Genomic DNA, 13,828 nt, shown 5'->3' with positions numbered 1-13,828 from the left:
GCGGGGTGAAGTTCCTTGTCGTGCATCACATTTCACCCCCGATAGGGTCTACGTAATCGGTGATGCGCCGTGAAGGTGTGCTGTAACAGGAACCGTGTCGCGTCTTCATCGCCATGGGCGGCGCGATGGCGGGCGTAGTCGATGGCCCCGCACAACCCGTCCGGCGGCTCTGGCGCCGGTGGCCCCTGGGCCCGCAGCACCGCAGCCGTGACGTGGTCACCCTCGCGTTCACAGCGGCCGAGGAGGGCGTAGTAGCGGGTTTGCGCTGTCACGACGCACCGCCACCGCCACCCGACCCGGTGCGCGGGGTGGGCGGGCGGACCCTCCCGGCCAGCAACGCGGCGCGGACCTCGTCGTAGATGTTGAGTAGCTCGTCCAGTCGTGTCCATTCGGCGGTGGCCCCCGAGACCTGGGCGGCTTGCCCGATCACCGTCAGCCAGACGATCTGGCTGATGAGTGTGCCCACCGAATGCGTCAGCACCCGCGCGCCAGGGCGCGGCCGCCACTCCATAGCGGCCACCAGTGCATCGAGGTCGCCAACGAGCCTGCTCGCCTCGGCAGCCGCCTGCGCCAATTCCTCCCCGGCCCGCGCGAGTTCGGTTGGTTGAGCGCGCTGTTCGTCGAACAACACACCCACGGCCATGAACCGCTGCACATGCACTGGAAACAGCTTGCCCACCACGACCAGAACCGGATCATCACTATCGCTGCCGGTCGTGAGCATGTCGGTCAACTCGGCTGATGTCGGCAATCGAGCCGGATTCCGTTGCTGTGCACCACGATGCACGTCCTCTGCGGCTGCGCGTGAATCGTCTGCGGCCGATTCGGGCTGCTGCGACATGTTCGGCCCCATCACGCACCCCGTACCCGGCCCAGCGCGGTTTCGGCGATCTTGTACACCACCGACAGCCGCGGCCGGTCCGCATCGACCGGCTTGTCCACCCAATGCTTGCGGCCCTTACCAGGCGCTGGGAACGTGATGTAGTTGCCGGGCGCGGAAATGGTCACCGGGCTCCCCGGCCGACGCAGTAGCCGAGTGTGCAGATCGATGTGGGCCTGAACGTCGAGATCGCCGCGGACCACGAACAACCACCGAACTACCCCAGCGCTGACCATGATCGGAGCGCGTAGGTTGCACCGTCGAAGTTCCTGCCGCGCAAGCACTCCGACGGGCTTATCCATAGCGACCACGTGCACGGCACCGGCGAGGGTGTAGATGCTGGTGCCCGACCACACCTTGGCACCGAGACCGTAGAGGCGGTTGTACTCATCGCAGCACCGAACCACCGCATCGGATGATGAACTTTCTTGTGAGGCTGCGCCTTTCATTGTCGCTCCACTGATGGAGCCGTTCTGATCAACGCGTGTGACGTAAGCATGATGACTCCGGTGCGCTGATACGGAAAAGTGTTGAACCCGAACGCCTTCATGTAGATTCGGCAGCGGTCGGCGATATCCCAATCTAGGTCGGGATGATCTTTGAGTAGAACTGAGATGTCCATAAGACTCTCCGTGATGGAAGGAACGCAGCCGAGGGGTTCGGCTGCTCGCCGAAGTCAAGGAGTGTCGTCGTGCGGCAAGTCCGTCGACACACGCCCAACCGCTGGCCCGCTGGCATCGCGGTCCGCTTTCTCGACAGTGGAGCGCCGAGCCTGAACCCAGCGGAACTTGGACGGAGAGACAAGGGCGTTCCATGGCGGTTGGACAACAGCCAGCCGCACCGCCTCGAGGCCGGTCAGCCCCACTCGATGAGCGAGGTCATCAACGGCGGCAGACACCTCGGCGATCTGGATCGCAGCCACCGCCTGCTCCATGGTCAGCGTCCGGCCCGGCAGGAAGGACACCACCCAGCCACCCTCCCCGACGCTCCGCGCCTGATGCGCGGTCTGGTCGCTGGCCATCAACGATCTGCCGACTACCTGTATCGCCATCGCGATCACTTCCAGACTGTCCACCTTGAAAGGTGGGTCGACTGTTGACTTCAGACATCGATTTAAACTTAAAGACAGCTCTCGCGCTAGGCTTTGAGCAGAAGTCGATGCGGTAGTTTGGGCGAAGCATCGACGATGTGAGGAAGGGACAGATGCACGACGAGCTTCCAGACGCGTCTGCCTTGCGCTTCCTGGTCGGCCACGACCTCAAGACCGCGCGAGAGAACGCGAGGATCACGCAGGCCGCGGCGGCCAAGAAGATCGGCTGCACGTCGGCGAAGCTGAGCTACATGGAAAGCGGCAAAACTGCGCAGGCTCCCGAAGAGGTCGGCGAGTTGATGCGGTACTACCGCGCCAAGCCGGAGCAAGTGGAGTTGACTGTCTCGCTGGCGGTGCGTGCTGACCATGGAACGCTGTCCACTCGGCACAGCGACGTGCTGCCGGACTGGTTCAAGTTGTTCGTTGGGCTCGAACGCCTGGCCGAGTCGCAGTTCGAGTACAGCGACAAGTTCATCCCAGGACAGTTGCAGACACCGGCCCACGCCGCCGCACTCCTTGCCGACAGTCTCCACATTCCGCCGATGGACATCGCGCAAACCGTGAGAGCACGGATTGACCGGCAGCGCCTGACTGGCACCGAGACGCCGCTGAAGCTTCGAGCCGTCATCGAAGAGGTCGTTTTGGATAGGCCGATCGGTGGTCCGGACGTGATGGTCGAGCAGCTGGAGCACCTGCTCGCAATGATGAAGCTTGACCACGTCGACCTCCGAGTCATTCCGACTTCGGTCGGAGCACACGAAGGACTGCCAGGCTCGTTCATCCTGCTCAGCTTCATGGAGGCACGCAGCATCGCCTACGTCGAGCACCACACAGGCGCGCTCTACCTGCAAGAGCGCAGCGACGTAGACTTGTACTCGCTGACGGCTGACCGCCTGATGGCTAAGGCGCTGTCGGCCAAAGACACGGCCCGCGCAATTTCGAGCCGCATCTCGAAGATCAAGAAACTGGAGCGGAAATGACCACCAACATCCACCCTGACGGGTGGACCAAGAGCACTTTCAGCGGCAACAACGGTGGCGCGTGCGTTGAGGTCAAATTCGCTGGTGTGATGGTGTCAATGCGTGACAGCAAGTACCTCCGGAACCCGGCGAACGACCCGGACGCCCAACCCATCATCGAGGTACCTGCCGACTGCTGGAACAGAATCCTCGACCTATCTCTGAGCAAGACTTCAGGCGAGATCATCCTGAACGAGGCCGCCTCCGGCCAACCCAAGGACGTCCTGACCGTCGAGCTACAGGCAGACGGCGGAGCCCAGGTTGGCAGCAGCGGCCAAGGTGTGGCGCTAATCTTCACGCCGGACGAGTGGGATGCCTTCGCGAAGGGCGTCGCGGACGGCCAGTTCGACATCAGGTAGCCACGGCAGTGGCGGCCTCGCTTCACCTGTGCGTCGAAGCGGGGCCGTTGTCGTGTTGAGGGTCTTTGGCCACCTCGTTCTGCTCCGGAGTCGCTGGCTATTGCTGATAGGTTCGCGCCCATGTCGTGGGTGACACCGTCGAGTTCGGTTGGGCATGTCGAATCCGGTGTGCTTCCGGTCGAACAGTACGTGGCGGGCTTGGCGCGCAAGCGAATGGCCGCCGGGGTGCTGTTTCGCGACGGCGCGAACCGGGTGCTGCTGGTGGAGCCGTCCTACAAGCCGAATTGGGAAATTCCCGGCGGAGCGGTGGAAGAGGACGAGGCACCCTGGGCAACGGCTAGACGTGAGGTGTTGGAGGAGCTAGGTCTGGATCGGCCGCTGGGACGGCTGCTGGTGGTGGACTATGTTCGCCCACAGGACTCGCGCCCCGAGGGAGTCGTATTCGTGTTCGACGGTGGCGTACTGACCGATGCGGACGTGGCCGGGATGGTGTTTCGTCGCGGCGAGATCGTCTCCGCCGGTTTTTGGCCGATGGACGAGGTTGCCGCCAAGGTGAAGCCGTTGCTTGCCGACCGCCTTGCCGCCGCGCTCGAGGCTTTTCGTGATGGTGCGACGATGTTGTGCGAGCAGGGACGACGCATCGTCTAAGGTGCGCCGCCCCTGCCTGTGGTGTTGTCATGCCGACCTCGGCAGCGATTCCAGCGCATGCAGCGAAACCGCTACCGCGGTGTCCGACGGCGCTGTGTAGTGCTTCCCGGCGGCCCTGTAGAGGCTGTCGTGAATGCCGTCGGCATACAACAACCCGCCCAGGTCCCGGCGAATCTTGGTCATCTGGCCGTCCCCGCGAAACCCTGCCGCGCCCAGCAACAGCACCAGATCGGCGGCGGCCTGGTTGGCGAGATCGACGCCGTGCGCCTTCATGACCGCGCTCCACGATTCCGCATTCCGGTGCCCGGTTTCGGCGAGCCGCGCTGCAGCCGTGGCCCCGAGCAGTGCGGTGCTCAGTTGGGCATGGGCCCGGCCGATCGTCACCAGCGCCGAATCCCGCAGCCGCGGCACGTCACCGACAGCGCGGCGGGCAGTGAGCGCATCGGTGACCGTATCGAACACTGCTGCGGCGCCACCCAAGGCAGTCGCGACAACGAGCGGCCGGTAGCCCGCGAAGTGCTTGCGCAACAACGCCATTCCGTCGCCGTGTAGGACGTCCTCGGGTCGAACCGGGGCGGCGTCGAGATCGAGGATCCCCCAGGTCCAACCAGCCAGCCCGGCCGGTGGGATCACCTGCCGGTGCAGACCGGGTTGGCTGGCATCTATTGCGGCAGCGGCCAGTTCGCCGTCCGGTGCGCGGAAGAACACCACGAACACCGCTGCCTCGGTCAACCGGCTGATCCAGCTCTTGCGGCCAGTGATCAGCCAGGTCCCGTCCGCCGCTGCGGTTGCCGAGGTGCGGGTAGCGGCTGGGTTCGACCCGCCGTGCGGCTCGGTGATCGCGATCCCGGCCAGTTCACCGGCCAGCAGGCGAGGAATCCACCGCCGACGGGCCGCCGGTTCGCCGTGGCGCGCGATGAGGATGCCGTGCCCTAGACCGATAGCGTCGCGCAGGTCGATATCCCGGTAGCCGCACAGGAACTGGGCCAGCAGCGCGAACAGCGCAGGCTGGTCGCCGGTGTCGAGCACGCCCCGCTGGGCGAGTTCGGCTCGGACCGCGCGTAACCGGTCGCTGCGCTGCGGCCCGGGTAGCAACTCCGGCTCGATCGGGTGGATCCGGAGAACGTCGTCCAGCTCGCGGGCGAGTGTCGTCAACCGGGTCCAGTCGATCCGACGATCGGGGTCCAGGACAGGTTGGAGCGGTTCCAGCCAGGTGCCGATCACCTCGAGAAGGCCAATGCTGTTCATGGCGCCTCCCCGTGCACGCGTGCGGGGTGACCGTAGGCAAGGGCACCGGCCGGGATGTCACGTGTGACCAATGAACCAGCGCCGACCAGGGCGTGCTCGCCGATCGTCACCCCAGCGAGGATGACCGAGCCGCTGCCGACCTTGGCGCAGGTCTCAAACCGGGGCGGGATCAAGGCCGGCTGGCGGTGGGGATCGCGCCACGTCAGTGTCTTGTCGTTGATCGTGCGGACTCCGGCGCCGAGGAACACTCGGTCCTCGATCACCGTGGAACTGGTGATATGCGAGCCCGGTGAACAGCGCACCTCCCGCCCGATGAAGGTGGCGCGCTCCACGGACAAGTGGTGGCCCAGCTGGGTATCCGCTCCGACCTGCACGTCGCTGCGCAGTAGCGTGTGGTGCCCGACGACGGTCGCGGCCCCGATCCGGACATCGGCGTACAAGACGGCACCGGACCGGACGACTGCACCGCCGCCGATCACAGTGCTGCCTCCGGCACCGGAGTAGATCTTCCCGACCGCGTACCCGAGTTCGGGCTTGCCGACGACGGCATACTCCTCGATGCGGGCATCCTCCAAAAGCGTTGTGCCACCGTGAACGACCGCGCACGGCCCGACCACCGCACCGCGGCGGATGACAATCGGGCGCTGTACACCGAGTTCGTCGCTCGGCACAAAGATCGCGAACCGGCTGATATGCACACCCGCATCGGTTTGCAGCAGGCCGGACCGGTCGAGTTCAGCAGCAGTCAATTCTCGCGCCGTGGCCGAAATCGGCGCGGAAGTGGACGGAATGGTCATCGTGTGCCTCCACCGCGACAGGGACGGGTAGAGCTATCGCGGTACTGTCCAGGACACGAGGTCATCGGCCCGACCACCAGCGGCTTTGCGGCACGCGACAATGGGTTGCGCGGTATGCAAATCTGCTGGCGCGGTGGGCTATCGGGTCGATACGCTCGAATTCCCGGCCTGACCAAGGAACACAGGCATGGACCAGACCCGCGCGATCTGGGACACCGCAGACGTTCGCGCCGCTGTTCGGTCCGGCGACCCCGGCGCCGTCGTCCGCGCCGTCCGCCGAGCCCACGGACTGACTCTGGCCGACCTCGCCAAGCGCACCAACTACTCGGCCTCGAACCTATCGCGACTGGAACGAGGCAAACAGCAGCTCAGCGATATCCGGGTGCTGCGCTGTCTCGCCGAAGCGCTGCACATGCCCGCAGAACTGCTCGGATTGGCCGACACTCCGCTACAGCCAGTGCACGAACGCCGACCGGCCGCTATGGTCGGCATCAGCCTGGCGTCGGACGAGGAGACCAATCCTATGCGTCGTCGCACGCTGTTGACCGGACTGACAAGCCTGGCCAGCACCGCTGTCCTCGGCACATCCGCCTCCGCCATGCCCTCCGCCGACCCATTCAACCGGCTGGAGCACGCCCTGCTGCTCCCACCCACCGACGGCATCCCCACCGACCCCGCCCGCATCGAACACGATCTGGCCGTCGCGCGCTCGATCTTCCACCAAGGCCGCTACACCGACGTCGCCGACCGGCTGCCCCGCTTACTGGCCACAACGATCGCCACGCGTGGCGAAGGACGCAACAGCGACGACATCGCCGCAGCCAGCTCGCTGCTCGCGCAGGTATACACATTGGCGTCGAAGCTCACAGTCAAGCTGGGCCGCGACCAACTCGCCTGGACCACCGCCGACCGCGCGACGCAGGCCGCCCACGGCAGCGACGACATCCTCTCCCAAGCCGCCGCGGACCGCGCCTGGGCGATCGCGCTGCGCCGAACCGGGCACGCCGACACCGGCCAGCGCCTGATCATCGACACCGCCACGGGGCTCCAGCCGGAACTGCACCGCGGACCGCACTACCTGGCGATGTACGGATCCTTGCTCGCCACCGCGGCCTACACCGCCGCCGTGGACGGTCACCGCGACACCGCCCACACTCTGATCGGCGAAGCCGTCGACGCCGCCGCCCGGCTCGACGACAACGACTCGCACACCGGCTTCGGACCGGCCGCGGTCGCGGTCTACCGGATCAGCATGGCCAGAGTCCTCGGCGACTCCGGCACAGCAATCGAAGCAGCACGGCTGATCAACCCATCAACCATCCCGCTCATCGAAAACCGGGCACGCTACTGGTCCGACGTCGCGCGATCGTTTCACCAATGGGGCAAACACGAACAGTGCTATCGCGCACTGCTGGCCGCCGAACACGCCTCACCCGACGAAGTCCGCTACCGCAAACCAATCCAGCAGATCACCATCGACCTGCTGCGCCGTCCCGCCACAAGAACACTGCCGGGCCTGCGCGCGTTCGCGAAACGCAATGGGGTGATGGAATCCGGCGCATTTACTGGAGCCAACGATCAGTCTCGATAGATCCGGAGGAACCGCGGTGCGTTGGGGCCGCCGACGAGGTTCGTACCGATCGCGAGCAGCAGCTCGTCGGCGAGGCCAGCGGACAGGAATGCTGTGTGGATGTGGCTTCCGCCGGGCTCGGTAGCCGCGAACGGTGTTGCTGCCCACACGATTCGATGGTTGCGTATCTGAATTGTGGACAGCTAGCGTCGGTTTCGCGCCAGTAGTGTGCCTACATCCCCTTCCATTACTGGCGACCAACGACAGAACCCCCGGACGCACAGGTCCGGGGGTTCTGTCGTTTCCGTGTTGCTACTCCGTTTCGGGAGGTTCGTTATGAGTTACGGTGCCAGCCTGTCTATTTGGCTTGAGATCATCCGGTTCATCGGCACGCTGCTCGGTGCGATCACCGGCTCCGCCGCGTGATCGGTCTCGGCAGCCGCAGTCGCAGGGGCACGGCAGCCGCTCGGGGTCCGACTCATCCTTGGAGCGGCTGGAGCCCGTGCATTCCTGGTGTCGGTTGAGTGCGCACGCCATGCTCAGCACTGGCGGCCTGTCGACGGCGACCACGTCGACCGCGATACACACCAGCTCCATTCCCTTGTCGAGGTAGTAGGGGATCTGCCAGCCTTCGCGGGTCATGGTTCGGACACCGAGGATCGAGTAGGTCGCCCACATCGGCTCGACGCCGTGGTCGAGGTAGGCCCGCAGGTAGTTGTCCTCGGGGAATTCCAACGGTGTCGGGCTGACCCCGAGCCCGCCGACCCAGCGCAGCTCGTGGGCCTGAACGATCTCGCGTAACGCCAGTGCCGGCCACATCGGGATCGCCGCGCCGGTCGGCGGATACCACCTGATATTGGAGATCCCGGTCTCGATCAGCGTCCGGAACTGGTCGGGTTCGGTCAGCACCCGCTGGTCGGTGAGCCAGTCCCGGTGTCCACCGGGAACCGGATCGCGCCGCCACACTCCCTCCGGCAACTGCTGTGTCTCGGTCATGCTCGGCTCCACACCGTTGTCACGTGCTCGGCCGTGTTCTGTCGGCCGGGCCGCAGATCCCACCAGTGAATGTCTCCACCGGCGGGATCGACGAAGTAGGCCCATCCGATCAGCGGGTGGACTCTGGCCTCGTCGAGGGTGCAGAGCATGCGAGGGCCGAGCGTGTAGGCGAACCCGTAGCCGGTGACGACCCGGCCGCGGTGCCGCGGCAGGCCGATGTTGGTTTCGGCGTCGCCGTCGTCAAGGTCCGGCCACAGATACGCCCATCCGTACCGGTGCCGCAGCAGGACGTCGAGTGCGGTGTTGACGCCATGCGTGGTCATGATGCGGCCAAGACGGTCGAGCATCGGTTTCGGTGTTCCGTCGACGTGAACGTAGACGCCAGTGGCGGTGTCGCCACCGAGCCTGCCCACGATGCAGGGATCACTCATCGTGTTCGTCTCCTGTAGATGTGAATCGAAACGAAAACCCCGGGCCCGGCCATGTGCTAGCTGGTCGGGGCCGGGGTGTAACCTGCTGCGGCGCAGCAGGAGTCGTGACGCTCCGACGTGCGGAGCGAATATGTCTGCCGCGGGGTGCCGACCCGTGCTAGCAGGGTCGGCACGTCGCCTCGTACCGAATTGGTCAGCGTGGGATGCGGACCCAACTCGCCTTGTCGGCGCTGACCAGGGTGGCGAGTTCGTTGGCTGTCGCGGAGACGAACAACCCGCCGCCGATTGCCTGGTGACCGGTCATCCGTTCACCCGGAACCCAGCCGTCCGTCCGGCGTTCCCACAGCGCGGTCACATCGCGTTTGTCCAGGCGAGGTCGGCCGAACGGGTTGACCGGTCTTCCCTGCACGGCGATGCGGGGATTGCCGTTGACCACGAACTGTTCGACGGAGAACTCCCACCCGGACAGAATCAGCGCCGAGACCAGTGCCCCGAACCCGAGGTGGTCGTTGTCGATCAACTCGCTGGCGATGTAGGTGAATCCGGGTCCGTGGCAGGACACGATCTCACCGCAGCCTGCGCAGCGCAGCTCGATGCTGTCACGGCAGGCGTTTTCGTCAGCCATGTGAATTTGTTCCTTTCTGGGATACCTACGGCCTTGTGCCGCAGGAGATTCGACGAACTGGCCCCGGTCGCCCTGCGGTGACCGGGGCCAGTTCGGTTATGAGCCGATGGCTCGTCGTCCGCCGTCGACGCGGGTGTGGCCGACGTCGGCGGCGTTGCCGCTGCGGATACCGGCTTCGAACCCGGCGCCGCTGAATCGGTGTGCGACACTGCGGCCTTTCCGCACGTACGGCCACTTCTTGGCGTAGGCGGCCTCGGTGCGGTCGACATCGCTGCGGATCGCCAGCGCCGCGCCCTCACCGGCGGTGCGGATCGCGTCGGCTTCGGCGGCCGCGAGTCGTTCGTAGACCTGAGCGATGAACCCGGTCATGAACGATCCGCGCTCACGCACGACCGCCGCGTGGTCGAACGGGTCCTCGGGAACGTATCGGCTTGCCGCAGAGAACATCTGAGGCAGCAGCAGCGTGTAGAGGAACTGACCGCGGCGGATGTGGCGGCGGATGCCGATGTAGCGCACGGTGGCCCCGCCGTCGAAGTGAACGCCCTTGCAGTGCAAGGGGTGCATGACCGCGGCGAGCAGCAGGCTGCGTGGTTCGCGGTATCGGACGGGCATGTCGAACCGGACGACGACCATCTCGTCGTCGCGCATCGACTGCGCGGTGTGCTGCCCGGAGGCGCGCACCGTCATCTCGTCGAGGTTGTGCTTGGCCAGCAGCTCGTAGGCTTTCGCCCGGAAGATGTTGGCCTCGTCCTCGTTGTCGGTGCCCTCGGCCTTGGCGAACAAGCCCCGCACCCGGCGCATCAGCTTGTCAACCGATACCGAATCCTGCTCGGATTCCATGGGTTTTCCCTCTCCCGGAGTGGTTGAATGAAGAGCCCGGTTGAGGCAGCGTCCTTCTGTCTCAACCGGGCTTCTGATCGGCGCGACCCTCAGGCCGCGTTTTCGTTGATCACTTCTTCCTCCACACCCGCGACCGGATCCCCTTCGGCGGGGTCGTCGCCGGGATTGGAATCGGGCTCGGAATCCGAACCGGGTTCGGTGTTTTCGGTCTTGCTGGGTGGATCGGCCCGCTGCGGTTCGGGTTCGGCCGGTGCGGCCGGGCTCGAACCTGCGGGTAGGCCCTTGGCGTCCGGGTCGATGGTCGGCTCCGTCGAGGAGTCAGGGTTCGGCTTCGGTTCCGGCTGTTGGGCTTTCGCCTTGGCTTTCGCCTTGGCCTTCGCCGATCGCTCCGGACTCTTCTGTCTCTTCTGTGCGGGGTCGGCCTCGTCGTCGAGGGGTTTGAGCACCCACTCGGCGACATTGCGGCCGACGTAGTCCACCAGTTGCTCCGCGGTCCGGGTTTGAAACCCGGTCCCGTCGGGGCGGCTGTAGCCGCACTTGTCCGCCATCTGCACCCACCCGATATCGGTGCGGTGCGCCCAGGTCGCGGTCACCATCCGGCGGTTGCGCAGTACCTGCCCGGCCGCGTCGACGGGCGTGCCGACGACGATGACCGACGGGCGGCCGTCGATGACCTTCTGCAAGGTCTGGTACTGCCACCCACACAGAAACAGTGCGCCCACCAGATTCCCGTACGCCGCATCCTCATAAGCGAGAACCGATCCGAGGAACGGATCGTTGTCCTCTGGCAGGATGCGGGAACCGCACGTATCGCAGAACGGCTTCTGCTTGTCGGCCTTCGCCGGTTCCGTGGCAGGCTGCGCGGTCTTGGTCCCCGCCGACTTGGGCGGGGTCTTCGACTGTGCGGCCTTCTTCCGGTCAGTCGCGGGGCGTGTGCGGTTGCTCTGACGAGTGGACATGAATTCTCCCAGTGAACATCTGCGCCCCCACACTCACGGGGACGCGGAAATGGAAAGACAGAATTGTTCTGCCTCTGGCTTCATTCACACTGTGGAGTTGTCAAACGGCATACGGAGGTCACGCGAGTGGGTAAAGCTCGGTGCGACTTCCCCCGCAATGTGGCACAGCTCCGCCCTAAGTCGGAAGTGCCGAATTCACCCAGATGACGATATGAGTGAGCCGTACCAATAGGCTGATTGTTGGGGCAACCCTGCCATCAGTCCCAGGCAGGTACCCAGTGGTGTGGGTTCAAATGAACCTCTGTCCACTAAACAACCATACTCACCATTTCAGGTCAAGAGGGAATTAGGAAAGTGCAGGAAATTGGGCTCAAATAGGCTTCTCTGGAGGCTTTTAGATGCTCCTGGCAATAGGTTGTACCCTGTGGGGTTTTGAGGCCCACAAGAGGCACCTAGAGCCTTGTCTAGGCTCTGTGGTGGCTGGGCTGGGATAGGTGTTGCTGCCAGGCTCTAGCCTGGGTTGATGAGCCCTTGAACCAGGGCTGAGCATTGAAGACTGCACAGTGAGGATTGCAGATGGAAAAACCACAGGACAAAGCCCTTACACCAGCAGACGGCCGGCACCACACCGCGCCCGAAAAATGGGGTGGCCGGTGATCACGCTCCCCGGATACCCGCCCTCCGGGCAGTTGCTCGACGAACTCGCTGCAGCCGGGAAACCGGTGATCCTGAATTTCTCCCGCGGTAAGGATTCGGTCGCGGTGTGGCTGGAATTGGCTGATCGCGGGATCGAGGTGATCCCGATCCACAAGTCCATCGTGCCGGGCCTGCGGTTCGTGCGGGAGGATCTGGACCGCTACGAACAGCACTTCGGCACCCGGATCATCGACCTGCCCGCCGACGCGTTCTGGCGGATGCTGGACAACCTGGTGTTCCAGCCGCCGGAGCGGTGCGCGATCATCGAGGCCGCCGACCTGTGGGTACCCACCCGTGAGGAATGGGACGAGCTGATGCGCGAGGCGTTCGCCACCGAGGACACCTGGATCGTCGACGGCGTCCGCGCCGCCGATTCGGCCACCCGGATGCTGGCAATCAAGAGATGGGGGCCGGTCAAACCCCGTACCCGCCGCCAATCTCCACTGTGGGACTGGGAAACCAAAGAGGTCTGGGCACGGATCAAAGCTTCTGGTCTCGAACTGGGGCCGGACTATCGGATGTTCAAACGATCCCTCGACGGTATCCGATACGACTACCTCGGCCCGATCCGCACCCATTATCCCGATGACTATCAGACGATCCTGTCCTGGTTTCCGCTGGCCGAGCTGGAAATCTTCCGCGCGGAGGTGATGAATGCCGCTCCCTGACGAAGTGCTCGCCATGCTCAAAGCCGGGCAGGCCAAAGTGAAAGCCTCCCGACAAGACATCACCGACGCACTACGCCGCCAACCCCACCCCGACCCCCTCGCCGAGGTCCGCGACTCATCGACCGGTGATCTGGAAGCCGACGTGAAGGCCGAACTGGACGCTCTCGGCAAAGGCTTGTCGGGTGCGAGTAAACAGTGGGCCGAGAAATTCGCGGCCATGAACGACAGCGAATACTGGATCGCGATCTGTTTCCGCAGCCGTGAACAGAAGGAGGAATTCCTCCGCAAAGCGGAGCTGACGGAACTCGGCGATAAGTATCTCGACGGAGAGAAAGCCGCCGAGATCCTCGGTATCGAACTCGACGAACAGTAGAAACGCCCAAAGCTCGGCGAGTGGAACCCCGGCAGAAATGCCGGGGTTTTCTTGTGCCGTCATCGTCCACGCGAAAGGAGGAACAACAGCCATGAATCGATTCCGTGCCGTCGGTCGTCGGCTCAGCACCGTGGTCCGCGGTGCTGGCCAACGTGCCCGCAGCCGCATCTCCGGGTCGCGCCGAGCGGCCTCGACGTCCAACTCCTAACACGCTGCGCCGGTGGCTTCGCATACGGGAGGCCACCGGTGCGCCTGCCCGTTCCTCGCCTGATCGGAGGTGTCCATCGTGACCGCACCGGATTTCCCGGTGGTCCCCCTGCGGAAACCGGCGCAACCGGTGTCGGTATCAGCCTGGGACGCCAACCCACCGACGTGGCTGACCGAGCAGGCCCGAACGATCTGGGAGCAGCTGGCCCCGCACATCGACCTATGCCCCGCCAGCCTGCTCGAATTCGCCTGCTACTGCGAGGCACTGGCCGAGTTCCAGGAGGCCACGGCGATCCTGGGCGAAACGGGGCTGCTGGTGATCGACGCGGCCTCCGGCGCCCCGGTGCCGAACCCGATCAGTGCGGTGCGTGACCGCGCCGACCGCAAGGTCGCGGCCTGGGCCGCACGGTTCCGGAGCTGAC

At 65.0% G+C, this 13,828-nt stretch carries 19 protein-coding genes; 7 read left to right on the top strand and 12 right to left on the bottom strand.

Going from position 1 to position 13,828, the window contains the following annotated elements; genetic code table 11:
• Nucleotides 1-32 precede the first annotated feature (32 nt).
• From IU452_RS33155 to IU452_RS38705, 4 genes are all read right to left on the bottom strand, one after another.
• Entirely contained in the window at nucleotides 33-272 is a 240-nt protein-coding gene (locus tag IU452_RS33155) for a hypothetical protein (RefSeq protein WP_195113181.1), read from the bottom strand.
• Nucleotides 269-751, bottom strand: a complete 483-nt coding sequence (locus IU452_RS33150; RefSeq protein ID WP_195113180.1) for a hypothetical protein — start codon at nucleotides 749-751, stop codon at nucleotides 269-271. The genes IU452_RS33155 and IU452_RS33150 overlap by 4 nt, the downstream gene beginning before the upstream one ends.
• A gap of 101 nt (nucleotides 752-852) precedes the next feature.
• Nucleotides 853-1,287: a hypothetical protein gene (locus IU452_RS33145; protein WP_195113179.1), complete on the bottom strand. Its 435-nt coding sequence runs from the start codon at nucleotides 1,285-1,287 to the stop codon at nucleotides 853-855.
• 269 nt (nucleotides 1,288-1,556) lie between these two features.
• Entirely contained in the window at nucleotides 1,557-1,955 is a 399-nt protein-coding gene (locus IU452_RS38705; protein WP_228819193.1) for a hypothetical protein, read from the bottom strand.
• 128 nt (nucleotides 1,956-2,083) lie between these two features.
• Between IU452_RS38705 and IU452_RS33135 the strand changes: the two genes are divergently transcribed.
• From IU452_RS33135 to IU452_RS33125, 3 genes are all read left to right on the top strand, one after another.
• Nucleotides 2,084-2,950, top strand: a complete 867-nt coding sequence (locus IU452_RS33135) for a helix-turn-helix domain-containing protein (RefSeq protein ID WP_195113178.1) — start codon at nucleotides 2,084-2,086, stop codon at nucleotides 2,948-2,950.
• Nucleotides 2,947-3,348 (top strand): DUF397 domain-containing protein, encoded by a 402-nt coding sequence (locus IU452_RS33130; RefSeq protein ID WP_195113177.1) that lies wholly within the window; start codon nucleotides 2,947-2,949, stop codon nucleotides 3,346-3,348. Before IU452_RS33135 ends, IU452_RS33130 begins: the two co-directional genes overlap by 4 nt.
• Before the next feature lie 120 nt (nucleotides 3,349-3,468).
• Nucleotides 3,469-3,996 carry an NUDIX domain-containing protein gene (locus tag IU452_RS33125; RefSeq protein WP_228819191.1) on the top strand — a complete coding sequence of 176 codons (528 nt, stop codon included), beginning with the start codon at nucleotides 3,469-3,471 and terminating at the stop codon, nucleotides 3,994-3,996.
• A 27-nt stretch (nucleotides 3,997-4,023) separates the two neighbouring features.
• On the opposite strand, the gene IU452_RS33120 is transcribed toward IU452_RS33125, so the two are convergent.
• Nucleotides 4,024-5,244, bottom strand: a complete 1,221-nt coding sequence (locus IU452_RS33120; protein ID WP_195113176.1) for an acyl-CoA dehydrogenase family protein — start codon at nucleotides 5,242-5,244, stop codon at nucleotides 4,024-4,026.
• A complete protein-coding gene (locus IU452_RS39355; protein ID WP_195113175.1) occupies nucleotides 5,241-6,041 on the bottom strand; it encodes a hypothetical protein in 801 nt (266 codons plus the stop codon). The genes IU452_RS33120 and IU452_RS39355 overlap by 4 nt, the downstream gene beginning before the upstream one ends.
• 187 nt (nucleotides 6,042-6,228) lie before the next feature.
• Between IU452_RS39355 and IU452_RS33110 the strand changes: the two genes are divergently transcribed.
• On the top strand, nucleotides 6,229-7,632 hold the full coding sequence (locus IU452_RS33110) for a helix-turn-helix domain-containing protein (RefSeq protein WP_195113174.1): 1,404 nt from the start codon (nucleotides 6,229-6,231) through the stop codon (nucleotides 7,630-7,632).
• Here IU452_RS33110 and IU452_RS33105 read toward each other — a convergent pair.
• The 6 genes from IU452_RS33105 to IU452_RS33080 all read right to left on the bottom strand — a co-directional run bounded on the left by IU452_RS33105 (nucleotide 7,620) and on the right by IU452_RS33080 (nucleotide 11,462).
• A complete protein-coding gene (locus IU452_RS33105) occupies nucleotides 7,620-7,781 on the bottom strand; it encodes a hypothetical protein (RefSeq protein ID WP_228819189.1) in 162 nt (53 codons plus the stop codon). The two genes, IU452_RS33110 and IU452_RS33105, sit on opposite strands and share 13 nt — an antisense overlap.
• Nucleotides 7,782-7,923: 142 nt before the next feature.
• Complete coding sequence (locus IU452_RS33100; protein ID WP_195113173.1) at nucleotides 7,924-8,607, bottom strand: hypothetical protein; 684 nt, start codon at nucleotides 8,605-8,607, stop codon at nucleotides 7,924-7,926.
• The gene (locus IU452_RS33095) at nucleotides 8,604-9,038 is read right to left on the bottom strand and encodes a hypothetical protein (RefSeq protein WP_195113172.1); all 435 of its coding nucleotides are present in this window, start codon (nucleotides 9,036-9,038) and stop codon (nucleotides 8,604-8,606) included. Before IU452_RS33095 ends, IU452_RS33100 begins: the two co-directional genes overlap by 4 nt.
• A gap of 193 nt (nucleotides 9,039-9,231) precedes the next feature.
• Entirely contained in the window at nucleotides 9,232-9,663 is a 432-nt protein-coding gene (locus tag IU452_RS33090) for a hypothetical protein (protein ID WP_195113171.1), read from the bottom strand.
• Between the two features lie 96 nt (nucleotides 9,664-9,759).
• A complete protein-coding gene (locus IU452_RS33085; RefSeq protein ID WP_195113170.1) occupies nucleotides 9,760-10,503 on the bottom strand; it encodes a DUF2786 domain-containing protein in 744 nt (247 codons plus the stop codon).
• 89 nt (nucleotides 10,504-10,592) lie between these two features.
• Nucleotides 10,593-11,462 carry a hypothetical protein gene (locus IU452_RS33080; RefSeq protein WP_195113169.1) on the bottom strand — a complete coding sequence of 290 codons (870 nt, stop codon included), beginning with the start codon at nucleotides 11,460-11,462 and terminating at the stop codon, nucleotides 10,593-10,595.
• 653 nt (nucleotides 11,463-12,115) lie between these two features.
• Between IU452_RS33080 and IU452_RS33075 the strand changes: the two genes are divergently transcribed.
• The 3 genes from IU452_RS33075 (at nucleotide 12,116) to IU452_RS38690 (ending at nucleotide 13,827) form a co-directional block, all read left to right on the top strand.
• Nucleotides 12,116-12,826, top strand: a complete 711-nt coding sequence (locus IU452_RS33075; protein WP_195113168.1) for a phosphoadenosine phosphosulfate reductase — start codon at nucleotides 12,116-12,118, stop codon at nucleotides 12,824-12,826.
• Nucleotides 12,813-13,199: a hypothetical protein gene (locus tag IU452_RS33070; RefSeq protein WP_195113167.1), complete on the top strand. Its 387-nt coding sequence runs from the start codon at nucleotides 12,813-12,815 to the stop codon at nucleotides 13,197-13,199. The genes IU452_RS33075 and IU452_RS33070 overlap by 14 nt, the downstream gene beginning before the upstream one ends.
• Before the next feature lie 286 nt (nucleotides 13,200-13,485).
• Nucleotides 13,486-13,827, top strand: a complete 342-nt coding sequence (locus IU452_RS38690; protein ID WP_195113166.1) for a P27 family phage terminase small subunit — start codon at nucleotides 13,486-13,488, stop codon at nucleotides 13,825-13,827.
• Nucleotide 13,828 lies beyond the last annotated feature (1 nt).

It is taken from the genome of Nocardia transvalensis (assembly GCF_015477765.1).
GTDB lineage: Bacteria > Actinomycetota > Actinomycetes > Mycobacteriales > Mycobacteriaceae > Nocardia > Nocardia transvalensis_A.
Note: the sequence above shows the minus strand (reverse complement) of the source record. Positions and strands in the feature narration are given on the sequence as shown.

Excerpts from the sequence above, each read along its gene's own strand:
- IU452_RS33135 (WP_195113178.1), top strand. The coding sequence starts at position 2,084 with ATGCACGACGAGCTTCCAGACGCGTCTGCCTTGCGCTTCCTGGTCGGC.
- IU452_RS33130 (WP_195113177.1), top strand. The coding sequence starts at position 2,947 with ATGACCACCAACATCCACCCTGACGGGTGGACCAAGAGCACTTTCAGC.
- IU452_RS33125 (WP_228819191.1), top strand. The coding sequence starts at position 3,469 with ATGTCGTGGGTGACACCGTCGAGTTCGGTTGGGCATGTCGAATCCGGT.
- IU452_RS33120 (WP_195113176.1), bottom strand. The coding sequence starts at position 5,244 with ATGAACAGCATTGGCCTTCTCGAGGTGATCGGCACCTGGCTGGAACCG.
- IU452_RS39355 (WP_195113175.1), bottom strand. The coding sequence starts at position 6,041 with ATGACCATTCCGTCCACTTCCGCGCCGATTTCGGCCACGGCGCGAGAA.
- IU452_RS33110 (WP_195113174.1), top strand. The coding sequence starts at position 6,229 with ATGGACCAGACCCGCGCGATCTGGGACACCGCAGACGTTCGCGCCGCT.
- IU452_RS33100 (WP_195113173.1), bottom strand. The coding sequence starts at position 8,607 with ATGACCGAGACACAGCAGTTGCCGGAGGGAGTGTGGCGGCGCGATCCG.
- IU452_RS33095 (WP_195113172.1), bottom strand. The coding sequence starts at position 9,038 with ATGAGTGATCCCTGCATCGTGGGCAGGCTCGGTGGCGACACCGCCACT.
- IU452_RS33090 (WP_195113171.1), bottom strand. The coding sequence starts at position 9,663 with ATGGCTGACGAAAACGCCTGCCGTGACAGCATCGAGCTGCGCTGCGCA.
- IU452_RS33085 (WP_195113170.1), bottom strand. The coding sequence starts at position 10,503 with ATGGAATCCGAGCAGGATTCGGTATCGGTTGACAAGCTGATGCGCCGG.
- IU452_RS33080 (WP_195113169.1), bottom strand. The coding sequence starts at position 11,462 with ATGTCCACTCGTCAGAGCAACCGCACACGCCCCGCGACTGACCGGAAG.
- IU452_RS33070 (WP_195113167.1), top strand. The coding sequence starts at position 12,813 with ATGCCGCTCCCTGACGAAGTGCTCGCCATGCTCAAAGCCGGGCAGGCC.